The sequence below is a fragment of the Cobetia sp. AM6 genome (genome assembly GCF_009617955.1).
Classification (GTDB): domain Bacteria; phylum Pseudomonadota; class Gammaproteobacteria; order Pseudomonadales; family Halomonadaceae; genus Cobetia; species Cobetia amphilecti.
Genome location: NZ_AP021868.1, coordinates 2,211,175 through 2,234,242, shown reverse-complemented (window position 1 = coordinate 2,234,242; position 23,068 = coordinate 2,211,175). Strand labels below are relative to the sequence as shown.

Here is a 23,068-nt window from a genome sequence, read left to right as displayed (position 1 = left end):
ACCCTACACCGCGCTGTTGTCAATGACAGGCCGCTGACTGGGCGGCACGCCGAACTGGCGACGAAAGGCGGTGGCGAAATTGGCGGCGCTGCGATACCCCGCCATTTCGGCCGCGGCCTCCACCGTGACATTGCGGTCCTGAAGCAGGTGAGCGGCACGGACCAATTGTCGTCGTCTCAGGTCCTGCGTCATGGTCTGGCCGTAGGCATCGCGATAGCGGCGCTGCAACTGGCGCACGCTCATGCCCAGACGAGCGGCGATCTCCGCCTGGCTTTGATAGGCAACTTCCCCGTTGTGGATCCAGTCTTCCAGCGTTTCCTTCCAGTCTGCCGTCTCCCGGGGAGGATGCCTTTCCCCGGCATCCGTCTGGGCGGGTCTGGCCGCCAGGCATTCACTGATCATCTCCAGCGCCAGCGATGTCGGGTTCCGTCTGATTGACTATAGCTTGCGTAAACAGCTCAGGTCGTTCAACCTGCCACTCCTTCATTGCTGCTATAGGCGCTTTGTGGTGTAGTGCCTTCTGAGGAATGTGGTGGTTATAGAGCCAGCAATAACGCTCGAGTGTCTGTTCTAAATCCTCACTTGAGTCATAACGCCGAGTCGCCAGAACATCGCTGATACGCCCATTGAAGCGCTCCACCATCCCGTTCGTTTGGGGTCTGCCTGGCCTGATCAATCGATGCTCAATACCATGGTTCTGACATTCCTGATCGAAAAGATGATTTCCACTGGGCTTACGTTCGCCACCCACGGTGAAGCGATCGGTAAAGGATTTACCATTGTCCGTGAGCACGGTTCGAATCGTGAAGGGAGCCTCCTCTTCCACACGCTTCATGAACGCCTGGGTGTCCTTTGCAGATTGACTTGATCTGACCTCCAGATACACCCACCGAGTGGCACGATCAATCGCGACGTAGAGATAACGCTTCTGATCTTCGTCAGGCATTTGGGGCAGGTGCTTGATATCAATGTGGCTCTTCGACGTTTCATGTGGATTTGGCTTCATCCAGCATGCGCCCCACGGGGCTGCCGATCAGGTAGATCATCGCAATGAAATTGCTTTCGTTTCGGTAGCCGCGAGCGCGAGATCTGGCAGCCTGAAAGAGGCCGTTCATGCCTTCCAGACATGCGTTCGTCAGGCCTGAATACCAGCGCCTCACAACCTGGTCGGCATGTCGCTCCAACGTATTGAGTGCTTTTGCCATTGGCTTGAGGAGCGTGTGGCCGGCGACTGCCTCACGCATCACATTGAGGTAATTCGTGATGCGCCAACGAGCCCCGCGCGCTGTCGGTGCGCGACGAATCCACCTCAGCTTTTCCTTGATGATCCATGCATTCGCGGTAGCCCTTTGGTCAGCAACCAGCTCCCGGAGGGCGACCAGCTGCTTTTCCGTCAGGTTGTGGTTATCCATGCTTTTCAGCACTGCCCAGCGCAGGGCCCTGGGATGGGCTTTTTCTCGACGTTCCCGCTTACGCACTTCATCCAACGCCTTGGTGAACGTCTGCACGATATGGAACCAGTCAACCGTCACTCGAGCATCAGGAAGATGTTTCGCAGTGCCATTGAGGAAGGCCGGAGACATGTCACACACGACTTCAACCACATTGCCCGGGGCGCCGCCATGTGCCTCGAGAAAGGCGCTGAACGCCTTGATCGTCTCTTTGCCACGTCCCTGGACAGCAAAGATCACCGGCTCTTGTTGGCGTTGCATATCGAGAAATACGGTGACGTAACGTTGCCCTCGACGTGATGCCGTTTCGTCTACCCCGACATTGGCAACCTGAGAAAGATCCAGGTCTCCCAGCATGCGGCCTACGTAATGATGCACGATGCGCCACAGACGCTTGTCAGTGACTTCCAATTGCCGAGAGACGGCGAGCACAGGCATCTCCCTGACCAACGACATGGCAGCCTGTTAACAGTGTGAAACCACTATCAGGGCGAGCCCAGGGCACCTCGACTCGCTTGACGCCGTGCTCTGGACACCGGGTGCGAGGAACGCGGGCATGGAGATAGCAATGATGCTGAAAGAAGTTCAGGTGTCGCCAGGACTTGTCGGCAAAGTCATGCGCCGGGCATGCCTTGCCGCATTCCGGGCAGGCATAAAGGCTCCCCCGGTCGGCTTCCACGTAAAGCTCGAGACGATGCGGAGATGACGTGGTATCCAGATGCTGGTCCTTGAGTTTCCAAGGCGCTTGCAAGCCCAAACCAAGGGTCAGGATCTGAGTACCATCCATGTCAATTCTCCAGTCTGTTCGGGGCCCCATATCCTGGACCATTCTAGGGCACTAATTCCACACCTGGCGTCGAAGAGCCGTTTTTATAAATATTTTCAGTTTCCGGCCCATGCAGTAGGCGGTTGTCAGGGTAATGAACTGTATCCAGAAGATACTGCTGTCATAAAGAGTACTCCTCTCAACCCCTATACAACTGATTGAAGCCTTTCACGCTGAAGCCCTTCAGGAACTGATCGCCAATCTTCAGGACCGGCACGCTGCGAAAGCCGGTCTTGGCGAATTCCTTTTGTCCCGCGGGGGATCGGACATCCACCAGGCGGAAGCCGATCTTCTGCTGCTCCAGATATTGCTTGGCTGTCTTGCAGTGGGGGCAGTTGGCCATGCTGTAGAGTGATACCCGTTTCATTGCTGTTGCTCCCGTGTTGATCGATCCCGCGTGTTGTAGGCACCTGGCCTGAGGCGCTGGCGGGCAATGATACCAGCCGTCGCTTTCTCTCTCTCTACACCAGCACTTCCTGCATCAGCACATTCCACACCACGCATTCTGCAGATCATTCCTTGCGCGGGATATGGCTCATCGCATGTTCCGCCAAGGCGGTGATGGTCAGGCTTGGATTGACGCCCAGGTTGGCGGCGAGCATCGAGCTGTCACAGATCAGCATGTTGCGATAATGGAAGACGCGATTCTGGCCATCGCAGACGCCGTCCTCGGGGGAGGCCGCCATGGCCGCGCCGCCCATGCAGTGCGCCGTGGTCGGGATGTTGAAGAGTATCTCGGGGATGCTGCTGCCGGGGATGGCGCCAATGGCCTCTGCGCCACGTGTGACGAAGTCATTCGCCTCGGGGATGAAGGTGGGTATTCGCTTGCCTTCGGTGACCAGCGCCTTGCGAAATGGCCAGTACCACAGGCGTTTGAGCGTCATGTCGAGGTGGCCCTCTGCCGTCTGCATGCACAGAAAGATGATCGTTTCCTTCGCGAAGCCCCACGGCAGCTGGAATTTCAGCGCGCGGCGCGGATTGGCCGCCACCACCTTCGCCATGGCCTTGAGCCACGAGAAGGGGCGTGTCCAGCTAGGCTTGCCCCTGGCCATCGCGGTGAACAGCAGCCCCATGAAATCGGAGCCCGCGGGATAGCGCGTGGCTTCGATATGGGTGTGCTCATCGATATGGATGCCGGAGCCAATGGCGATGCCCTTGGACATGTCATCGCGACTTCCCGGCATGCGACAACTGATCAAGGACTCCGCATTGGTGCGCATCCGCTTGCCCAGCGCGTCCGAGAGGTTCGGCAATGAGCCCTTGTCCTTAAGGCGGAACAGCAACTCCTGGGTGCCGAGCGACGAGCCTGCGAAGACGATGGACTGACAGGTGAACGTGCGCTTGCCTCTGCCAAGATAGAGCCCGGCGAAGGTGGAGGGCACCGTCGTCACCACATAGCCATCGGCCCCATCCGCCTTGCCATTGAGCGGTACGACATCGATCACCTTGGTCTCGGCGTGCACCTTGGCGCCGTGCTTCTCGGCCAGATAGAGATAGTTCCTGTCGAGTGTGTTCTTGGCGCCATGACGGCAGCCCATCATGCAGCCGCCACAGCCGATGCAGCTTTTTCGTTCAGGCCCTTCGCCAGCGAAATAGGGGTCTGGATGGGTGCTACCGGCGGCGGGCGTGCCGCTTTCGCCCTCGGGGCCGAAGAAGATGCCGACCTCGGTGGGGTACCAGGTGTCTTCGCAGCCGGCGACTTCCGCCATGCGTTTCAGGGCGTCATCCGCCGGCGCGATGATCCGGTTGGTCGTCACGCCGAGCATCCGCTGCGCCGTGGCGTAGTGCTCTGGCATCACCGCATGCCAGTCATTGAGTCCTGCCCATTGGCCGTTGTCCCAGATCCTTGCAGGCGGCACCAGCAGTGTCTGCGCATAGGTGATGGAACCGCCACCCACCGCGTTGCCGTGCAGCACGATGACATGGCGGAAGAAGCTCATGGTGAAGAAGCCGCGCAGCCCCAGCATCGGTCGCCACAGCCAGCGGCGAAGACGCCAGTTGGAGCGGGGCATGTTGTCCGGCGTCCAGCGCTTGCCCTGTTCCATGACCGCCACGCGATAGCCTTTCTCGGTCAGACGATGCGCGCATACCGAGCCGCCAAAGCCCGAGCCCACGATCAGGTAGTCGTAGTCGAAGCCATGGCCGTGCTCTTGTGGCGCAGTGGCGCTGGCGTGGCGATCAGCGGTCGTCATCGATAGTCATCGGTAGTCATTGATAGCGCTTGAGCTGTTGCGCGATCAGGTCAACGAAGCCCTGGCGGTCGATCTCGAACAGCACCCTGGCGTTGTGTGGCTTGCCGGTGAGCTGGTAACGGTCGACTACCGTCATGCCCTGGATATGCTCGCCCTGTGTCTCGACCCCGACCCAGCACTCGACAGCGGTGAACAGCTCAGGCTTCAACAGCCAGGCGATGGTGCAGGGGTCATGCAATGGCGCACCGGTGAATCCCCACTTGGGGTCGCGATGGTAGATCATGAAGAAGTCGAGCAACTCGGCGACACATTGGGCGACGGGATTGTCGATGGCGCGGATACGCTCGATATCCTCGTCCATGACCTGCGCCTGATGAGTGACATCCAGCCCGCACATCACGATGGGCAGGCCGGACTTGAACACCATGTCGGCGGCTTCGGGGTCGACGAAGATGTTGAACTCGGCGGCGGGGGTCCAGTTGCCGACCCCTGCCGCGCCGCCCATCAGCACGATGCTGTCGATACGCGAGTGCAGCTCAGGGTAGGCAGCGAGAAACAGCGCGATGTTGGTCAGCGGGCCAGAGGGCACCAGCGTGACCTTCTGCTCACAGGTGCGGACCTTCTCGGCCATCAGCTCGATGGCGCTCTGGGTGACGGGGGCGAAGGCGGGGTCTGGCAGTTCGGGGCCATCCAGGCCACTTTCGCCATGCACGTTGTCGGCGATGATCAGCTCACGCGCCAGCGGCTTGGGCGCACCACCGGCGACCGGAATGTCATGCCGCCCCAGCAGGGTGAGCACGCGCAGCGCGTTGTTGAGGGTCTTGTCGGGGGTCTGATTGCCGGCGCTGGTGGTGACGGCCAGCACGTCGAGCGCGTCTGAACTCAGGGCCAGAATCAGCGAGATGGCATCGTCGTGGCCGGGATCACAATCGAGAATGATGGGGCGCGGCATGCAGCAATCCTTGTCGTGAGTCGTCTTGTTGTCGTGATTTGCCTCTATGAGCCTTTCCTTTATGCCTGAACGCAAAACGACACGCCATCCTTGCGAAGGGCGTGTCGTCTGTCCGTGCATGGCATTCGCGCTTGGTGACAGCGCTTGGCGTCAGTGCGAGGCAGATCTATCCGTCTGCTGGGCGCGTGCCTCGTTGAGCATCTGCACCAGCACTTCCACCGGCTGTGCGCCGGGTACGTAGTACTGGCCGACGATGGTGCTGGGCACCGACTGGATACCGGCGTTGCGCAGCGCTTCCTGCTGGGCGGCGACTTCCTGCTCGCCCGCGTCGGATTCGAGGAAGGACAGCGCCTGTTCGACGCTCAGGTTCTCATCGTGCTGGCTTGCGATCTCTGCCAGCACCTGGCGGTCGCCCACGTCCTTGCCATCGTGGAAGTAGGCGCTGAACAGCGCTTCCAGCAACGGGCGCTCCGCCAGGCCCGCGGACTGCTGGCGCCAGACGATACGCTGGGCGTCGGTGGAGTTGGGCGTGCGCTTCATCAGGGCATGACGGAAGGTGACGCCGCTCTGCGCGCCTGACTGGGCCACCTGCGCATCCAGCTCCACGCCACGCTCGACACTGCCGAACTTCTGCGCGCGATAGTCGGCGCGCGCCATGCCTTCACGTGGCACCCACGGATTGAGCTGGAAGGGCAGGTAGCTGACGCGCACTTCATCCTTGAAGTCGAGTTGCGCGATGGCGTCATCAAGATGACGCTTGCCGATCCAGCACCAGGGGCAGACCACGTCGTAGGCGACCTGGATATCGAGCTGTGACATGGGGATTCTCCTGCTGATCTCTCACGCGCTCTTCAATGGGAGCCTACGGCCATCTTGAGAGCATGTCGGAATGATTTTGAGTAATCGCTCATCAGTGTCCTGCCATCCTAGCGATTTGGGGCGCGGGACGCTACCGAAAACGCCCTGACCGATCATGCGACATGACCGGACAGGGCGTTCGTGTTCAGTGCTTGGAGTTCAACACTTCGAGTTCAGTACTTGGAGCTCAGTGCTGCGTATTCACTGCGGCGTACTCAGCGTTCGTATCAGCCCCGTGCCTCAATCAACTCAGCGCCTTGCGCAGGTCCGCCAGGGCGCGGATGTCGTCCGGGCCGGTGCGGCAGCAGCCACCGATCGCCGTGGCGCCGGCGGCCAGCCAGCGCGGTGTCCAGCCGGCGAGATCATGGTCGTGGTCAAAGCCGTGTTCAAAACCGTGCTCAACGCCCTGGCCCTCGTCATCAGCCGAGACGGCACAGGCGGCAGACCAGGTCTTGGTGATCGGGTCATAGACCTCACCGGAGTTCGGGTAGATGACGATGTCCTTGTCGGTCTCGCCACGAATCTCACGCACCAGCGATTCGATGTGCTCAAGCGCGGTGCAGTTGACGCCGATGGCGACCACCTGCTCGCAGTCGGCGATGGCGCGCACGGCGTCTCGGATCGGCGTGCCGTCGCTCAATTCGGTGGCATTGCGCGCGCTGAAGGCGATCCAGGCACGCGCCGTGGGGAAGTCATCGCGCAGCAGATCACACACGGCCAGTGCTTCCTCGGCACACGGCAGCGTCTCCACGGCGAGAATGTCCGGCTTGGCATCGAGCAGCGTGGCGAGACGGGCACGGTGGAAGTCGCGCAGACCAGCGCGGTCCAGCGCGTAGCCACCACGGTATTCGCAGCCATCGGCGAGATATGCGCCATAGGGGCCGACGGAGGCCGCGACCAGCGGCGGGCAGTCCAGACGCTCCGGGTGCGCAGCCAGGTACTCGCTGCGGGCCTGCGCCGCCAGGGTCACGGAGCGCTGGATCAGCGCGCTGGCCTGGGTCTCGCTCAGGCTGCGCGCCATCAGGCCCTCGAGCGTTGCCTGGTAGCTGGCGGTGGTGGCGACATCGGCGCCGGCCTCGAAGTAGGCGCGGTGCACATCGACGATCGCCTGCGGCTCATCGGCCAGCACTCTGGCCGACCACAGCGAGTCATAGAGATCGAACCCGGCGCGCTCAAGTTCGGTGGCCAGGGCGCCATCGACGATCAGGAAGGGCTGGCGCGCGGTGATGGCGCTCAGCGGATTGCGGGTGGCATCAGCGGGCATCGAGGGCCTCCTGTGGAGTCGGGGAATTCGCGGCGTCGGCAGACGTGCGATGGGTCAGAGAGTGGACCAGATAGCACAGCGCCACGAAGGGCACGCCGAAGTAGAGCGCGATGCGCTGGTTGGGATCGAAGGCGATGCCGATGCAGGCCAGCGCGCAGAACAGGAAGGCGGCAATCGGTACGACGGGATACAGCGGCGCGCGCTAGGTCAGCTCGCTGGCACTATGGCCGGCCTTCAGCCACTGGCGGCGGAAGCTGAACTGACTGGCGGCGATCGCCATCCACACCTGGACCACGGCCAGCCCGGAAATCGACACCAGCGCCAGATAGAGGGTGTCCTCGGCATACACGCTGGAGAGCAGTGACAGCAGGCCACCGAGCATGGTGATCAGCAGGGCGGGCACCGGAATGCCGCGCTGATTGACGCGACTGAACACACGCGGCAGCGTCTTCTGGTCCGCCAGGGTCCACAGCATGCGCGAGGCGGCGTAGAGGCCGGAATTGGCCGCTGACAGTAGCGCGGTGATGATCACGAAGTTCATGATATCCGCTGCGTAGGGAATACCGGTGAGCTGAAAGACCGCCACGAAGGGGCTTTCCTTGAGGCCGGCGCTGTCCTGCGGCAACAGGGCGGCGATGACGATGATGGTACCGATGAAGAAGATGATCAGCCGCCACAGGGTCGCGCGAATCGCCAGCGGCACGTTCTTCTCGGGGTTCTTGCTTTCGCCTGCGGCAATGCCGATCAGCTCGGTGCCGGAGAAGGCGAAGCTGACAGCCAGCAGCGTCATCAGAATCGGCATCACGCCGTGATCGAATACCCCCTCCTGCAGGATACGCGTGATGCCCGGCGCCTCGACGTTACCCGCCAGGGGCGTGAAGCCGAACATGGCGGCGGCCCCCACCGCGATGAACACGATCACCGCGGCGACCTTGATCAGCGACAGCCAGAATTCGGATTCGGCGAAGAAGCGCGCCGAGACGATGTTCATGCCGAACACGATCAGCGAGAAGATGGCGCACCAGACCCATGGCTCGACGCCGGGGAACCAGCGCCCCATGAATACGGCGGAGGCGGTGAATTCCGACCCCAGCGCCACGGCCCAGGTCAGCCAGTAGAGCCAGGCCACGGTATAGCCGGTGGCAGGGCCAAGATAGCGGGTGGCGTGGGCGCTGAAGGCGCCGGGTTCCGGGTGATGCACGGCCAGTTCGCCGAGACACATCATTACCAGATAGACCACCAGTCCGCCGATCAGGTAGGCCAGTACCGCCCCGCCGGGCCCGCCTGTTGAATGGTATAGCCGGAGCTGAGAAACAGGCCGGTGCCGATGACACCGCCGAGGGACAACATCACCAGGTGACGCTGCTGCATGCTGCGTTTGAAGTCGTGGGCGTTGCTGTCAGTCATGGTCGGGGTCACTCGAGGGGCTGCCGATGAGAAAGGGCTCTCTCTGGCAACCTTCATTCATGATGGCGTGTGGCATGGCGATAATCGGTCGGGAAGACGCAGAAATTCAGCGAATATCATAATTTAATCAATTAGTTACCACAAAAGGCTGCTTGGGTTGATTGGCTATATGGTTAGATGGGCAATCAGCTGCGATGCATGTCCTGGCCCAGGGGGGGGGCATCCAACACAGCGAGCTGCGCTGGAAACGACAACGGCCACCCTAAGGTGGCCGTTGCTTGGCTTGTCTGTCTCATGACAGGCCGTGGATCAGACGAGGCTTTCCAGCGCCTTCTCGACGATGTCGAGACCTTCTTCCAGCACTTCCGGCTCGACCGTCAACGGCACCAGCACGCGGATGGAGTTGGAGTAGAAGCCACAGGACAGCAGGATCAGTCCCAGCTCCTTGGCCTTGGCACACACCGCCGCCGTCGCGGCGGGGTCCGGCTTGCCATCGGCATCCACCAGCTCGAAGGCCGCCATGGAACCCTGATTGCGTGAGTGCGCGACATGCGCGAAGCGTTCTTCCCACTGGGCGAAACGCGCGGCCAGTTGCTCGCCCATCTGGGTGCTGCGCTCCAGGATGTTCTCCTCGCGGATGACGTCGATGACGGCCAGGGCCGCAGCGCAGGACAGCGGGTTGCCGCTGTAGGTGCCGCCCAGCGAGCCCGGGCCGGAGGAATCCATCACCTCGGCGGTACCGACGACGGCCGACAGCGGCATGCCGTTAGCCAGACTCTTGGCCATGGTCATGATGTCGGCTTCGACGCCGCTGTGCTCCATCGCGAACAGCTTGCCGGTACGCGCGAAGCCGGACTGCACTTCATCGGCGATCAGCAGGATGCCGTGCTCGTCACACAGCTCACGCAGGGCGGTCAGGAAGCTCGGCGAGGCGATGTAGAAGCCGCCTTCGCCCTGCACCGGCTCAATGACGATGGCGGCGGTGCGGTGCGGTGCGAGGTCAGTCTTGAACAGGGTACGGATGGCGTTCAGGGACTGCTCTTCGCTGATGCCGTGAATCGGGTTTGGGTAGGGCGCACGGAAGATATCACCCGGCATCGGACCGAAGTCGTTCTTGTACGGCAGCACCTTGCCGGTCATCGCCAGGGTCATCATGGTGCGGCCGTGGAAGGCGCCGTCGAAGGTGATGACGCCGCTGCGTCCGGTGGCGGCACGTGCGATCTTGATGGCGTTCTCGACCGCTTCCGCGCCGGAGTTGACCAGCAGGGTCTTGCGTTCCGGGCCACGCACCGGCGTCAGCTCGGCCAGCTTCTGGCTCAGTTGCACATACGGCGCGTAGGAGATGACGCCCGCGGCGGTGTGCATGACCTTGTCGAGCTGTGCCTTGACGGCGGCGACGACCTTGGGGTGACGGTGACCCAGGTTGAGCACGCCGATACCACCGGCGAAGTCGATCCAGCGGTTGCCGTCCGCATCCCAGATCTCGGCGTTCAGCGCGGTGTCGGCGAACTGCGGTGTGGCAGTGACGGCACCCTTGGCGACGTACTTGTGCTTGAGGACGTCGAGTTGTTCGTTGCTCAGCTGAGAGTGGCTCATGTCAGGTCCCTTTTCTTGTTGCCGGTGGCATGGCGCGGGCCATGCCACCGATGTGCAGTAAACGTGGTGGGATAACATTGTGGGACGTCCTCTCGAGGCATCGGCGCGATGCGTCGTCGCGAGGCGCCCTCGCAGGATCAGAGGCCGCCGATGCAGATGTACTTCAGCTCGGTGAACTCTTCCAGACCGTGGTGAGAACCTTCACGACCCAGACCGGATTCCTTGATGCCACCGAAGGGCGCGAGTTCTGTCGAGATCAGGCCTTCATTGACGCCGACCATGCCGTATTCCAGCGCTTCCAGCGTGTGCCAGATGCGGCGGTAATCGTTGGCGTAGAAATACGCGGCCAGCCCGAACGGGGTGTCGTTGGCCATCGCGATGGCTTCCTCGTCCTTGCCAAAGCGGAACACCGGCGCCAGCGGGCCGAAGGTTTCTTCAGCCGCGACGACCATTTCCGTGGTGACATCGGCCAGTACGGTCGGCTCGAAGAAGCTGTGACCGAGAGCGTGCTTCTTGCCGCCAGTGACCAGGCGCGCGCCCTTGTTGACGGCATCATCGACGTGGCTCTGCACCTTGCTGACCGCCGCATCATTGATCAGCGGGCCGATGGTGTTGCCTTCGACCAGGCCATCACCGACCTGCATGCTTTCAACGCGTGCCGCGAGCTTCTCGACGAAGGCGTCGTAGACACCGTCCTGGACGAGGAAGCGGTTGGTGCACACGCAGGTCTGGCCGGCATTGCGGAACTTGGAGGCGATGGCGCCATCGACGGCCGCATCCAGATCGGCATCATCGAAGACGATGAAGGGCGCATTGCCGCCCAGCTCCATCGCGGTCTTCTTGACGGTGGAGGCACACTGCGCCATCAACGTCTTGCCCACCGGCGTGGAGCCGGTGAAGGACACCTTGCGGATGCGCGGATCGGTGGTCAGCACTTCGCCGATGGCGATCGGCTTCATGGCGGTGACGACACTGATCAGCCCCTTCGGCAGGCCGGCTTCCAGCGCCAGGTCCGCCAGTGCCAATGCGGTCAGCGGCGTGGCTTCAGCCGGTTTGATGACCACGGCACAACCTGCGGCGATCGCCGGGGCGCACTTGCGGGTGATCATCGCCAGCGGGAAGTTCCACGGCGTGATCGCGGCCACTACGCCGATCGGCTCGCGCAGTACCATCAGACGCTTGTCGGCACCGTGGGACGGCAGGGTCTCTCCGGCCATGCGCTTGGCTTCTTCGGCGAAGAATTCGATGAAGGAGGCGCCATAGGTCACCTCGCCACGCGACTCCGCCATCGGCTTGCCTTGTTCCAGCGTCATCAGCTGGGCGAGATCTTCACGATGCGCCAGCACCAGATCGAACCAGCGACGCAGCAGTGCGGATCGCTCCTTCACCGGCACCTTCTTCCAGGCGTTGCCGGCGGCCTCGGCCGCGGCGACGGCGTCACGGGTGTCATCGGCGCTGACCTCGGCGACACGGGCCAGCTGCTCGCCGGTGGCCGGATTGGTCACGTTGAAGGTGGTGCCGGTCTCGCGGTGCTCGGTACCGATGAGCGCCGGGACGAAGACGTCGCTGCTGGTTTCCGAGTTGACGTAGCGCTTCAGGAAGTCGCTGATCGGGAGGGCGGAACGGGACATGTGAAGCTCCTGCTGCTGACGATGGTCGTTGGACACGAATACGGGCTGCGGAGATTGGTTGCGCTACCCGCCTGATTGATGAAACACACGCTATCAGCGCCCACTGTTTAGGCGAATAGACCAATTGCGCGTTTGACTGGACCAATCGACTGGGGCTGCGGATAATCAGGGCTGAATGGGCGTTGCGCGCCGGCCTTTAAGCGCGTGGCTGACGGGAGTGGGACAACCTCGAGGAGCTGCGTGACACCATATCGACAACGACAACGGGAGACTTGGATGGAACTGGCTGCGCTTGAGCCGCTGATCGAATGTTATCGCCGCCAGTCCGAGACCTTGGGCAAGCAGGTGCGCCTGGAGCAGGCGTTGCTGGAGATGATCCGCGAACAGTGGCCCGTCGGTGCTCGGCTGCCGCCGCACCGCAAACTGTGCGATGCACTGGGGGTGGCGCGCAACACCTTGTCATTGGCCATTAAGTCATTGATAGATGAGGGCTATCTACACACCGGGCAGGGTCAGGGCACCTGGACGCGCCGCCCCTATGCCGCGAGACCCGGCAGCGCCATGCCTGAGGCATCACCTGTGCCACTGCCGCTCTCCACCCGTGCGCACCGGGTGCTGGGCGGGCAGGGGGCCAGCCTGATCCAGAGTGGTGCCTTCGTGCCGGGCATTCCGGATATCGCACGCTTTCCGATGCGCAAGTGGCGTCAGCTATATGCCAGTGTGACGGTGCCCCACAATGCGCTGCTGCTGTCGTATTCGAGCGGCGGCTACGGCCCGCTCAAGCGTGAGATACGCGATTTTCTACGCCGCTGGCGCAATATCGATTGCGATACCCAGCAGATCATCATCACCGAGGGCACTCACCACGGCATCGAACTGTGCGCGCTGGCGCTGGCAGATGCGGGGCAGCAGGTGGTGATGGAGTCTCCCTGCTACTGGGGGGCACGCAATGTCTTTCTGGCCGCTGGACTCGAGACCCGGCAGATTCCCTGGCGGCCTGTTAGCGACACGACGGGCGAGGCCGGACATGATCTCACCGCGCTTGCCAAGGGGCCGGTGCAGATTGCCTACTTCACCGGCTCGCATCACTATCCTTTGAGTGTGCCCACCTCGCGGTGTGACAAGCTGGCGCTCTGCGAGGTCTGTCAGCCCGCCTATATCCTCGAGGATGATTACGAGTTCAGCGGTGATGATCATGGCGAGTTGCTGTTTGATCCCGATTCCGGCAATCGCCTGCTGGTGGGCTCGTTCTCCAAGCTGATGTTTCCCGGGCTGCGGCTGGGCTACCTGGTGGTACCGCGCGCGCTGGCCGGGCCGATGAACCGTCTGCGCAGTGAGGTGTTCCGCGAGGGGCGAATGCTCGATCAGGCGGTGCTGGCGCAGTTCATCGCCGATGGCGATCTGGACGCTTGGTATCAGCGCATCCAGCGCGATTATCTGGGCCGACAGCAGGTGGTGCATGACCAGCTGTGCCAGGTGAAGGGCGTGATCAGTGTCTCGCCGCCATCACGCGGTATCAGCCTGTGCGTGCAATTTGCCCCCGAGATCGACGACAAGCGCGTCGCGCAACTGATGGTCAAGGAGCATCTGATCGTGCGGCCGTTAAGTCCGGTGTGTAGTGCCAATGATTCGCGTCGTGGCCTGGTGCTCGGAGTGGGGATGTTGGCGGGAGATAGCCTTGTCAACGAGGTGGCGCGCCTACGGCGCACGCTGGAGAGCATCCTGAGCATGCGCGACATCCGTTTGGGCGGCACCCCGCTGGGCGGCTCCCCGCTACGCTAGTCCTGACGGGTATGACGACACTCGCTGTCGTGATCCTGTGGCCTGCGGACGGGCGTGATTGCTGACCACAGGATAGGTACGCCCGGCTTCAGCGAGGTTCGGCCTTGCCGAGATCGGGACGCATGCGCGCGACATCCTCGGCGCTCAGCGTCGCCTCGAGCTGGTTGCCGAAATGGCTGCGCAGGTGATTCACCACATCGGCGATCTGCTTGTCACTCAAGGTGTCGCCGAAGCCAGGCATGCCGCGCAGGCCATTGAGCACCACATCAACGGCATAGTAGGGCGTGCGCAGGCGTTCATTGCCGACGAAGGACGGGAAGGTGCCGGCACTCTGAGCGCCTTGACCATCTGCCATGTGGCAGGCCTGACACAGGGTCTCATAGACTGCCTTGCCGCTGCTGGCGGAATAGCCCTTGGTGTCGGCAAACCACTCCTCCCAGCGCGGGTTCACCTCCTGGCTGCCGGACGTGACGGGCGCACTGATAGTGCCTGTCTTCCCCGTTGCCTCGCCGGTGGCTTTCAGGGTGCCCTTGCTGGCGCCTGGCCTAGAGCTGTCCTCGGCGGTCTTGTCAGTCGAGTTGCTGGCGCCTTCTCGGGAAGGCCCGCCAGCACCGCTTTCGGGTGTCTTTTTCGCCCCTTGTTCAGGCTTCCGGTCCGGGGGTGCCGTGGTGGCCTGGCGGGAGTCTGCCTGACTCACTACCCACGGCGGCGTGAGACGGTGATGTTGCATACTGTCGTTCGTCGCTGCGGCGGCCGATACCGTCAGGGCCGTGGTGGTCAGACTCACCGCGCCCAGAGCACAGGCCATCACGCTGCTACGCCATCCCATGGTGGCGAATTTCGTTGCTTGCCTGGTTGCGCCCTTCGCCGATGAACCGGTGTCGTGGAAGATCAACTTGGCCCCCTCAGGCGCTTGCCTTGTGCTTGGTGGCTTTCTCGTGCAGACGTTGGCTGGCATCCATGCCCGACAGAATGGCGCCTTCCTGCCAGGCAGGGATGTAGGAGCAGTGCTCGCCGGCCAGCACCAGTCGATGATCGATCTCGCACAGTGTCTCGTAGTGTGCCGCACGCAGTTCATCGGTCCACAGGCCGTAGCAGCCCAGTGACCAGGGGCTGCGATGCCAGGACCACGAGACCCCGCTCAAGAATTCCTCTTCATACTGGGGGTGGATCTGTTTGCCGTAGGCCAGCGCTGCCTTGATGCGTTCCCTGGCGGTCAGCGTGGACATCGTGTAGCTGTTGGGATCATCGAAGGTGTAGGCAGCCAGCAGGACCGCCGGGCCATCACTGAAGTAGTCGTAGGCCGGATAGGAGATGGTGGTGATTGGCAGGTCGGTGAAGGTAATACCCCCGAAGATGCTCTCGTCCTGTTCCCAGAAGCGACGCTTGAACTCGAGACCGGTCTTGGTGGAGCTGCCATAGGGCACTGCGGCGATGGCCTGACGCAAGGCCGGCGAGGCATCCACTGGAATCTGGCTGAGGATCGACAGCGGAATGTTGCACACGCACCAGTCGGCACTGCGCGTCTTGATGTCGTCCGGCCGGCTCGGGTCGATGTAGTGCACGATGACCTGAGTCTCGGACTGTTCGATGCGCACCACCTGGGCGCGATATTCAATCAGGTCCCCGACCTCGCGCGCGAAGCCCTTGGCGATCTGATCCATGCCGCCCACCGGCTCGAAGATGGTGTGCTGGTACTCGTTGTTGAAGTAATCCAGCAGCAGTCCCCACAGGCCGGAGTGCAGCAGCTCCTTGAAATCCAGTGGCTTGCTGGGCGACGGCCTTGGCATCAGGCCGCCGGCAGGCCAATGCTCGTAGCCTCGGAAGCGGCTGGCCTTGAGACTTTGCTGATACTGGTGATCGCCGGTCAGGCGCCCCCAGTCATCCAGCTGGTCGAGCAGAGCCTCGCAGTCTTCCTTCGTCAGTACTTCGTCCAGTGCACGTTGGTCGGTGGCCTTGGCCAGCAGCTCCGAGGTGTAGCCGTGGATGTCGGTCAGCACTTCCCGTACCCGCTGTGGCTTGCCCTCAAAAGCGTTCTGCGCGTGCACATAGGCGTTGTAGTTGAGCTGGATGAAGGGTTCTAGCTTGACCCCGAATTTCTTGCAGTAATGCAGCACACCGTAGTGGTGATAAGGCACCCGCCACGGGCCGACATTGATGTAGTTGCCAGGTGAGAAGTCGCAGTGCTGTGTCTCGCCGGAAAGATCAGTGACCGTATCCCCGGCGTGGAGCGTGAAGCAGCGCCCGCCGGCCCGCTCGCTGTATTCCAGTACGCTGACGTCGTAACCCGCCTTGCGCAATTCGTAGGCCGCCGTCATGCCCCCGAGGCCGGCCCCCAGCACCAGGACGCTGTCGCCCTTGGGGGCCTGTGAGAGATTCAATTCACCGGTGAAGGTCGAGGCCTTGGCAAGGCCCATGGAGGACATGGCGGAATACAGTGCGCTCGCACCAGCGGTTCTGCCGATCATGGTCAGCAGGTCGCGACGTGTCATGAAAGGAGGCGTAGGCATGAGAACACCCTTATGGCGAGTGATGGGTATTGGACGTGGCACTGGCGGGCTGGCGGCGATCACGGCGCCGCCATAGCCACCAACCAGCGAGGCCCGCCAGTGTCACGGCCACGATAATGCCCAGCCAGGCGAGGGTACCGGCGTGGCGTATCAGTGCCGGCACCGGGCGCTCACCCGTGATCAGCTCATTGACGTCCTGCGCCGTGAGCTGACTCTCGTCGTGCCCGCCAAACTCGGTTCTGACATGGTTGGCCACCTTGGCGGTCTCGGCATGGCTCAACACTTCAGCAAAGCCCGGCATCTGAGGCAGTGGCGTCGCGCCTTGATAGGCGACACCCTCGGTAATCACCGCGATGAGGTTGCGCGGGTCGGCGCGCCGCAGGGTGGTGTTCCCGTTCAGACTCGGGTAGTAGGAGACCGGCTGACCATTGCCATCCGCCGCGTGGCAGGCTGCACAATGGGTGAGGTAGAGCCCCTGTCCGGTGTCTGGTTGCGCGATATCGTCTGGCCTGAGGCCTTGCGTTGCCAGCGTGTCTTCGCGGTGGCGGGTGGCGGGGCTCACCACCGGCTCATGGCCTAGCAGTGCCTGATTGGCCATCTGATCGAACACGGGCTGTTGCTGGGTCTCATCCTCAATTGCTGGCACCGTCTTCAGATAAGCGGCGATCGCCAGACGATCCTTCTCGCTCAGATATTGCAGGCTCTGATGGACAGCCTCGCCCATGGGGCCGGCTGCCTGGGCGACATAGCCTGCCATGCCATGTTTGAAATAATCCGCCAGTTGCTGGTCTTGCCAGGCACCGATACCCGACGTCTCATCGGAGGTTATGTTGGGGGCCGACCAGATTCCCAACCGTGCACCACTCAGATAACGCGTCGAGTCACTGGCCATGAAATCATCGCGAGGGGTATGGCAGGTACCACAATGTGCCAGATGATCCACGAGGTATTGCCCACGACTCACCGCCCCATCCTGCCCCTGTGAGGCAGGATCATCTTCAAGTTCGAGCGTATTCCACATCGCCATCAATATCCGGAAATTGAATGGGAAGTCCATGTCGGTGTGGGCCTCGGGTTCGCGATCCACTGCGGGAATACTTTGCAGATAGGCGTATAGTGCCGCGATATCGTCTTGCTTCATGCCACGATAGGAAGGGTAAGGCATGGCGGGATACAGGTGGCTGCCGTCGGGCGTCTTGCCATGGCGCAATACGTTGGTGAGGTCTTCCAGCGAATAATCGCCGATACCGTATTCCTTTGATGATGTGATATTGGTGGCGACCACGTCGCCCATCGGCGTGCTGATCGGCCGGCCCCCAGCGTATGGCGTGCCATCAGGGCCCATGTGGCAAGCCGCGCAGTCAGCCGCCCGGGCGATGTATTTCCCATGCTCGATCTCGGCCCTGGGAGATGTGGTCTCGGTTGCTTCACTGGCATGAGCGGTGGTGATCCCTACCATACTGCCCAGTACCAGCAGTCCCGTTGTCCGTAACGATTGCTTGCGCATGAGTCACGTCCTGTCATGGGTAACGAAGGCAAATCGTGGCGTCCTGACCTGGATAATGACTATCAATCTCCCAGTCAAAGGACTGACATTCCTGTGTGATTCCTCTGAACAAGCCTTGTCGCTCTTCAATCCGGCTATCCAGGGTCAAGAACGTATTTCTCATCAGGTGATGTTCTGCCACCTGCTAGTCTGACATGTTTTCATGTTAGTTCAGGTTCTGCGATTATTCTAAAGTTTAGCGATTTCCCGCAAGTTCATGGTGGGCGTCTCGAGAGCAGGGGCCACTGAAGCTGGAGTTGGATAGTTGAATTAACGGAAAACCTCTACCGTCAAGAGCAGTCTTCAAGAGTAATCAGAAAGAGCAGCCGCGAGGAGGAGGTCAGGCGAAGTCGCCAAGGGAAGATTGACAGAGGATACGGGGACGGCCTGAGTGAGAGGGTACAGCGGAAAGCAGGGCTGAGAGCAGAAGAGACTCTCATCAGGATGGAATGATCAGGATGGAATAAAGAGGGGAGTCAGGAACGAAACGGGCAGCGGAGTAATTCGCGAAGTGCGGAGGGAGCAGTGGGCGAAACAGCGTGAATCTCAAGCTCCGTGCCTGAAGCTCTGTTTCTCAAGTGCTAGATCTCAAGTGCCATGTCTCAGGTTGTATATCTCAGGTTCCATGTCTCAAGCCCATAGAGATGATCGATAACTGAAAGCCGTGCGCAACCTGCCGAAGAGAGACGGTAAATGCCCTCTGAACCATGCTTCCTGCCTCTGGCCCAGAGGGAGGTGGACTGCTAGCGCATGCGCTCGGTCAGCTTGCGGAATTCCTCGCGCATAGCGCTGTTCTCGAAGCTGGTGGCGACCGGCACCTGCAGTCCGGCGAGGGTGTCGAAGGTCTTGACACCCTGGCGGATCAGGTCGGCGACGTGAGCGCTGAGCTTGACGGTGCGATAGGTATTGGTCGCCACCGCAAGCTCGCGCTGGCTCTTGGTCAGAGAGGTCGTGACGCGGTCGCGCTGCTCGGTGACCAGCGAACGATACAGGTTGATCGTCTTGAGCGTCAGCGTATTGGCGCGGATGTTGTTTTCCAGGCTCTCGCGTGATCCGCCTTGCTTGATCAGCGTGCGCGCTTCTCGCGTGGTGGCCTCGGCTTCGTCGGCGAAGCCTTGCAGTTGCGGCAGTACCTCATCATTCACGCGCGTGATGAAGTCCTGCTGCATGGTCACGATCATGCGGTGAAGCATGACGACCATGCCGTAATAACGACGCGCGTAGTCGAGGTTCTCGCCGCTGTCGCGGGTCAGCTCCGCGAGCTGCTGGGCCACCGACTTGATGCTGGCGAACACTACACTCATGGTCAGCACATCATCGCCGACCACCGAGGACAGCCATACCTGGATCTGGTCTGGCGTCAGGGTGATGCCGATCTCCTCGAGTCGCGCGGCCAGCTTGCCTTCCAGCGTGGTCAGCTCGCCCTGATAGGCGGCGATGTTCTTCTCATGCGCGGCGATCAGCAGATCATAATCGCCGCGCGTACTGGCGGTGAATTCGCGCAGGGTGTCGGTGGGCGTGAGGCGCGTCAGCGTCGAGACATCGGTGTCAGGCGCAAGGATGCGCTTTTCCTTCAACTCGGAAATCTCGCTACGCGACTCGCGTATCTTGTCCTCGACCTGGCGATAGGTGCTGCGCAGTGTCGAGAGTTGCGGGACGTCGAGGGCCTGCATGGCTTCCTCTATCATCTCGTCCATATCGCTGCGCGCCGACGCTTGATCTCGGCTGATCCATGCCTCTTCCGGCAAGGTATCCATTTCATCGAAATAGCTGACCGCCTTCTTCAGGGTGGCGAAGGCTTCCGGCTGGTCAAAGTGCATATCGTCGTCTGACTGCGCTGTAGTGGGTACGAGAATCGCCAGAGATAATGTGAAAGTCACCAGCATTCGCCATGTTGAGGTGGCGGGGCGAATGCGAGTGTCTTGCGGTGTGCCATGTGTCATTGAATGAACTCGGGTCGGCGTGAAGCACGGCAGCGCAGAGTAGCAAAATCGCTGACAGACGTCTCCGAGTGCAATGTGGGGAAGGCTTGCTCAGTGCGGTTGATAGGCTTGCGGCCGGCCGGTGAGAGGATCGATGCGGTCAAGCGAGGGCCCTTGGTAGCGGTCGGTGATCAGGGCCACCACGGCGTCACCATATTGCTCGAACCAGAAATCGCCCATGACCTTCAGATGCTTGATGTTGGTGGTGCTGATGTCGTCCATCGCGTCATCAGGCGCCTTGAGCATCCCCGGTTGCGGGCGCATCTCGGCATTGACGCGGATATAGCTGCCCGGCGGCGAGATGGTGATGGCCTGATAGCCGACCACCTTCTCATCGGAGAGCACGTCGATCAGGCTGCCTTCCAGCACCCACTGTACTGCGCCCCAGTGCTGCGAATCCGGGCCATTGATCTTGCGCGTGCGTGTTCCGGTGCCGATCGACAGCACGCGACGCGGCTCATGCGGCCACAGGCGACAGGCTTCGGCGATGGCGCACATGGTGGGGTTGTTGGCGATGACGCCGCCATCGATCAGCCAGGTCTGCTCGTTGTCCGGCCCGAGCTTCATGTCTCGGGTCGGGAAGTAGGTCGGCGCCGCGCTGGAGGCATCCGCCACCTGCCAGGCCAGCAGCTTGTGATGCTCGCGCTTGCTCGACTTCAGGACATGCGGGCGGCGTCTCTCGATGCCGTAGGTGACGACAAGCACCTGCTTGCCAGCGGGGACATCCCTGAGCTTGGCCTGGCCGAGGTGCTTCTTGAGCATCGTGCTCTTGCCCTTGGCCTCGTACTTGGGTGCATTGATGCCATCGAGTTCGAACCAGCCGCGGTTGTCGGCGAAGATCTGCCTGACGCTGGTCGCGCTGTAGAGCCCATTGATGTCCTCGAGGCTCATGTCGGTGGTCGCCAGCGCCAGCGCGATCAGGCTGCCGGTGCTGGTGCCTGCATAGAAATCGACCTGCTCACGCAGACTGGTACGGTGCTCATTCCTGAGTGTCGCATCGACACGCATCAGAAATTGAGCGGTGGCCGCCCCGCGTATGCCGCCGCCATCCAGAGAAAGAATCAACTTGGACATGCTTGCCTCCTGCAGAGCGGGTAATGCTCAATCCTGTCCACGGCAACGTCTGTGGCTGCTACCAGAATAGAGAGGCCACTGGCTTTCAGCCGACTGAAAAGACTGATAGGGACAGACAGGAGGACCTGATACTTCCAGGGAGAGCAAAGGCGGCTTGAGCGCTGAGCAGGCGCCGAGGTGCAGCGCGTCTTCCATGAACCGTCCCCTATGCAAGAAGGCCACCCGGATCGGGTGGCCTTGCGTTTCCTGCGCGGTTGTTTCTCGCCGCTTGCGGCGGTACTGCTCTCAAGCATCAGGCACAGTGGGAGCCTGAAAAAGCAGGGCGATCAGGTGTTGAGCACGACGCCGCCGTTGAGGTGGATTGTCTGGCCTGTCATGTAGCTTGAATCTTCGCTGGCCAGATAGACGTAGGCCGGGCCCATCTCGCTAGGCTGACCGGGGCGCTCCATCGGTACTTGCTGGCCGAAGTTGGCGACCTTCTCATCCTCGAAGCTGGCGGGGATCAAGGGAGTCCAGACCGGGCCGGGTGCAACCGCATTGACGCGAATGCCGCGGTCCATCAGCGTGCCGGAAAGTGAGCGTACCAGCCCCTGGATGGCGCCCTTGGTGGCGCTGTAATCGATCAGGCTGTCGTTGCCCTTGAAGGCGTTGACGGACGAGGTGGCGATGATGGAGTCGCCTTTGGAAAGATGCGGCACGGCGGCCTTGATCATGTAGAAGTGGCTGAACAGATTGGTCTTGAAGGTGCGCTCGATCTGTTCGTCATCGATCTCGGTGACGTCGTCCCAGTCGTACTGTTCTGCAGCATTGTTGACCAGGATATTCAGCTGACCGAATTCCTCCAGAGCGCCCTCGACAACCTTGCGGCAGAAGGCCGGGTCACCGATATCCCCTGCGATGCGGCGTCCGCGTCTGCCTTCGGCTTCGATCAGACGGATGGTCTCCTGGGCATCGACTTCTTCACTGCCCAGGTGCGTGATCAGACAATCGGCACCCTCGCGTGCGAAGTGCACGGCGGCGGCGCGACCGATACCGCTGTCACCACCGGTGATGACTGCCACCTTGCCCAGAAGTTTGCCGCTGCCCCGATAGCTCTCGCGGATATATTCGGGCTTGGGGTCCATGCGATGTTCATCGCCCGGTTGATAGTTCTGATGCTGTGGGGGCTGTTGCTGAGTCATGCCGTCACCTCCGGTTCGTTGATCGTGAATGCGCTGCTGCGCGTTCAGACGCTGAACGTCTACCCACAGATCTGTGGACGATCGTGGCGGATTAAACCCCCTTAATCATGATTTTCTTGTTTAGCGATATAAAAACGCCCAGCCCCGTGTGAACGGAGCTGGGCGTCAGAATGTCTCGTCATCGGCAAGCCTGACGGTTGTCAGGAGGCGATATCCTCATGCTTGTCTTGCATGGTGGCTGGCGTACTGGCGCCCGCTGCCAAGGCCTGCGCAAGCGGAACACGCGGCTCGCTTTCCTCGGTCTGTTCTATTCCGTGCAGGCTCGGCAAATTGGCAGGATCATGCCCGGGGCCGGTTTCGAGGCTGGGCAATGCCTTGCGAATGATGTTGGCGCACAGGGCACGGTGTGCATGCAGTGTCAGACCTTCCCGTTCGAGGAATTGCAGCAGCCGAGTGGCTGAGACCAACGCCACGATGGGATGGAGATCGCGAAAATGTTCCTCGACCTGGCTGGCACTGATCGTCGCGAGTCGCTCCGGATGGGTATGCGGCATCGAAATATCCTCTTTTCGGGTTCCGATGAGTCGGAATCTTGAGTGATTCTCTAGGTGTCACGCTGCTTCGTCGGTGGTGAGGCTAGCCCATCTGCCGGCGAGACCCACGCGCTTTACATTGCGCGCCAGCCATCAGGCAAGTGACAGTTGCTACTGAGAGTGTTCGTTCTGAGTGTGTCTGGTTTACGACGGTGTTGCGTTCTACAAAAGCTAGTATTAGAGAATTCGCGAATATCTTCCAGCCTTGATGCGCGCATGCTCT

At 61.4% G+C, this 23,068-nt stretch carries 16 protein-coding genes and 3 pseudogenes; 1 reads left to right on the top strand and 18 read right to left on the bottom strand.

What is annotated here, in order from left to right; genetic code table 11:
- Positions 1 to 3 precede the first annotated feature (3 nt).
- The 11 genes and pseudogenes from CLAM6_RS09485 to CLAM6_RS09435 form a co-directional block, all read right to left on the bottom strand.
- The gene (locus CLAM6_RS09485; protein ID WP_153635874.1) at positions 4 to 402 is read right to left on the bottom strand and encodes a helix-turn-helix transcriptional regulator; all 399 of its coding nucleotides are present in this window, start codon (positions 400 to 402) and stop codon (positions 4 to 6) included.
- A pseudogene (locus CLAM6_RS09480) lies at positions 392 to 973 on the bottom strand (DDE-type integrase/transposase/recombinase); the annotation flags it as partial. The pseudogene CLAM6_RS09480 and the gene CLAM6_RS09485, both read right to left, overlap by 11 nt.
- Positions 974 to 986: 13 nt before the next feature.
- Positions 987 to 2,238: pseudogene (locus tag CLAM6_RS09475) on the bottom strand (ISL3 family transposase).
- 178 nt (positions 2,239 to 2,416) lie between these two features.
- Positions 2,417 to 2,644 carry a glutaredoxin family protein gene (locus CLAM6_RS09470; RefSeq protein WP_153635873.1) on the bottom strand — a complete coding sequence of 76 codons (228 nt, stop codon included), beginning with the start codon at positions 2,642 to 2,644 and terminating at the stop codon, positions 2,417 to 2,419.
- 145 nt (positions 2,645 to 2,789) lie between these two features.
- Positions 2,790 to 4,469, bottom strand: coding sequence for a GMC family oxidoreductase (locus CLAM6_RS09465; RefSeq protein WP_153635872.1), 1,680 nt, complete (start codon positions 4,467 to 4,469; stop codon positions 2,790 to 2,792).
- Between the two features lie 16 nt (positions 4,470 to 4,485).
- Complete coding sequence (gene rihA / locus CLAM6_RS09460; protein WP_153635871.1) at positions 4,486 to 5,421, bottom strand: pyrimidine-specific ribonucleoside hydrolase RihA; 936 nt, start codon at positions 5,419 to 5,421, stop codon at positions 4,486 to 4,488.
- A 150-nt stretch (positions 5,422 to 5,571) separates the two neighbouring features.
- On the bottom strand, positions 5,572 to 6,240 hold the full coding sequence (locus tag CLAM6_RS09455; RefSeq protein WP_153635870.1) for a DsbA family oxidoreductase: 669 nt from the start codon (positions 6,238 to 6,240) through the stop codon (positions 5,572 to 5,574).
- A 283-nt stretch (positions 6,241 to 6,523) separates the two neighbouring features.
- Entirely contained in the window at positions 6,524 to 7,543 is a 1,020-nt protein-coding gene (gene mmuM, locus CLAM6_RS09450) for a homocysteine S-methyltransferase (RefSeq protein ID WP_153635869.1), read from the bottom strand.
- Between the two features lie 202 nt (positions 7,544 to 7,745).
- A pseudogene (locus CLAM6_RS09445) lies at positions 7,746 to 8,893 on the bottom strand (amino acid permease).
- Positions 8,894 to 9,259: 366 nt separating this feature from the next.
- On the bottom strand, positions 9,260 to 10,546 hold the full coding sequence (gene gabT / locus CLAM6_RS09440) for a 4-aminobutyrate--2-oxoglutarate transaminase (protein WP_404813616.1): 1,287 nt from the start codon (positions 10,544 to 10,546) through the stop codon (positions 9,260 to 9,262).
- A gap of 137 nt (positions 10,547 to 10,683) precedes the next feature.
- Positions 10,684 to 12,177, bottom strand: coding sequence for an NAD-dependent succinate-semialdehyde dehydrogenase (locus tag CLAM6_RS09435; RefSeq protein WP_153635868.1), 1,494 nt, complete (start codon positions 12,175 to 12,177; stop codon positions 10,684 to 10,686).
- A 276-nt stretch (positions 12,178 to 12,453) separates the two neighbouring features.
- Between CLAM6_RS09435 and CLAM6_RS09430 the strand changes: the two genes are divergently transcribed.
- Positions 12,454 to 13,959 carry an aminotransferase-like domain-containing protein gene (locus CLAM6_RS09430; protein WP_153635867.1) on the top strand — a complete coding sequence of 502 codons (1,506 nt, stop codon included), beginning with the start codon at positions 12,454 to 12,456 and terminating at the stop codon, positions 13,957 to 13,959.
- Between the two features lie 88 nt (positions 13,960 to 14,047).
- Here CLAM6_RS09430 and CLAM6_RS09425 read toward each other — a convergent pair whose 3' ends face one another.
- The 7 genes from CLAM6_RS09425 to CLAM6_RS09395 all read right to left on the bottom strand — a co-directional run bounded on the left by CLAM6_RS09425 (position 14,048) and on the right by CLAM6_RS09395 (position 22,806).
- A complete protein-coding gene (locus CLAM6_RS09425; RefSeq protein ID WP_172978675.1) occupies positions 14,048 to 14,854 on the bottom strand; it encodes a c-type cytochrome in 807 nt (268 codons plus the stop codon).
- Between the two features lie 10 nt (positions 14,855 to 14,864).
- Positions 14,865 to 16,469, bottom strand: coding sequence for a flavin monoamine oxidase family protein (locus CLAM6_RS09420; protein ID WP_153635865.1), 1,605 nt, complete (start codon positions 16,467 to 16,469; stop codon positions 14,865 to 14,867).
- A 10-nt stretch (positions 16,470 to 16,479) separates the two neighbouring features.
- Positions 16,480 to 17,976, bottom strand: a complete 1,497-nt coding sequence (locus CLAM6_RS09415) for a cytochrome c (protein ID WP_153635864.1) — start codon at positions 17,974 to 17,976, stop codon at positions 16,480 to 16,482.
- A 782-nt stretch (positions 17,977 to 18,758) separates the two neighbouring features.
- Positions 18,759 to 19,835, bottom strand: a complete 1,077-nt coding sequence (locus CLAM6_RS09410; RefSeq protein WP_197738652.1) for a hypothetical protein — start codon at positions 19,833 to 19,835, stop codon at positions 18,759 to 18,761.
- Positions 19,836 to 20,048: 213 nt separating this feature from the next.
- The gene (locus CLAM6_RS09405; RefSeq protein ID WP_153635862.1) at positions 20,049 to 21,071 is read right to left on the bottom strand and encodes a patatin-like phospholipase family protein; all 1,023 of its coding nucleotides are present in this window, start codon (positions 21,069 to 21,071) and stop codon (positions 20,049 to 20,051) included.
- A 326-nt stretch (positions 21,072 to 21,397) separates the two neighbouring features.
- Positions 21,398 to 22,252 carry an SDR family oxidoreductase gene (locus tag CLAM6_RS09400; protein ID WP_153635861.1) on the bottom strand — a complete coding sequence of 285 codons (855 nt, stop codon included), beginning with the start codon at positions 22,250 to 22,252 and terminating at the stop codon, positions 21,398 to 21,400.
- A gap of 200 nt (positions 22,253 to 22,452) precedes the next feature.
- Positions 22,453 to 22,806: a hypothetical protein gene (locus tag CLAM6_RS09395; protein ID WP_153635860.1), complete on the bottom strand. Its 354-nt coding sequence runs from the start codon at positions 22,804 to 22,806 to the stop codon at positions 22,453 to 22,455.
- Between the last annotated feature and the right edge of the window lie 262 nt (positions 22,807 to 23,068).

Excerpts from the sequence above, each read along its gene's own strand:
- CLAM6_RS09465 (WP_153635872.1), bottom strand. The coding sequence starts at position 4,469 with ATGACGACCGCTGATCGCCACGCCAGCGCCACTGCGCCACAAGAGCAC.
- CLAM6_RS09415 (WP_153635864.1), bottom strand. The coding sequence starts at position 17,976 with ATGCGCAAGCAATCGTTACGGACAACGGGACTGCTGGTACTGGGCAGT.
- CLAM6_RS09405 (WP_153635862.1), bottom strand. The coding sequence starts at position 21,071 with ATGTCCAAGTTGATTCTTTCTCTGGATGGCGGCGGCATACGCGGGGCG.
- gabT (WP_404813616.1), bottom strand. The coding sequence starts at position 10,546 with ATGAGCCACTCTCAGCTGAGCAACGAACAACTCGACGTCCTCAAGCAC.
- CLAM6_RS09420 (WP_153635865.1), bottom strand. The coding sequence starts at position 16,469 with ATGCCTACGCCTCCTTTCATGACACGTCGCGACCTGCTGACCATGATC.
- CLAM6_RS09485 (WP_153635874.1), bottom strand. The coding sequence starts at position 402 with ATGATCAGTGAATGCCTGGCGGCCAGACCCGCCCAGACGGATGCCGGG.
- CLAM6_RS09395 (WP_153635860.1), bottom strand. The coding sequence starts at position 22,806 with ATGCCGCATACCCATCCGGAGCGACTCGCGACGATCAGTGCCAGCCAG.
- rihA (WP_153635871.1), bottom strand. The coding sequence starts at position 5,421 with ATGCCGCGCCCCATCATTCTCGATTGTGATCCCGGCCACGACGATGCC.
- CLAM6_RS09455 (WP_153635870.1), bottom strand. The coding sequence starts at position 6,240 with ATGTCACAGCTCGATATCCAGGTCGCCTACGACGTGGTCTGCCCCTGG.
- CLAM6_RS09400 (WP_153635861.1), bottom strand. The coding sequence starts at position 22,252 with ATGACTCAGCAACAGCCCCCACAGCATCAGAACTATCAACCGGGCGAT.
- CLAM6_RS09435 (WP_153635868.1), bottom strand. The coding sequence starts at position 12,177 with ATGTCCCGTTCCGCCCTCCCGATCAGCGACTTCCTGAAGCGCTACGTC.
- CLAM6_RS09470 (WP_153635873.1), bottom strand. The coding sequence starts at position 2,644 with ATGAAACGGGTATCACTCTACAGCATGGCCAACTGCCCCCACTGCAAG.
- CLAM6_RS09430 (WP_153635867.1), top strand. The coding sequence starts at position 12,454 with ATGGAACTGGCTGCGCTTGAGCCGCTGATCGAATGTTATCGCCGCCAG.
- CLAM6_RS09410 (WP_197738652.1), bottom strand. The coding sequence starts at position 19,835 with ATGCACTTTGACCAGCCGGAAGCCTTCGCCACCCTGAAGAAGGCGGTC.
- mmuM (WP_153635869.1), bottom strand. The coding sequence starts at position 7,543 with ATGCCCGCTGATGCCACCCGCAATCCGCTGAGCGCCATCACCGCGCGC.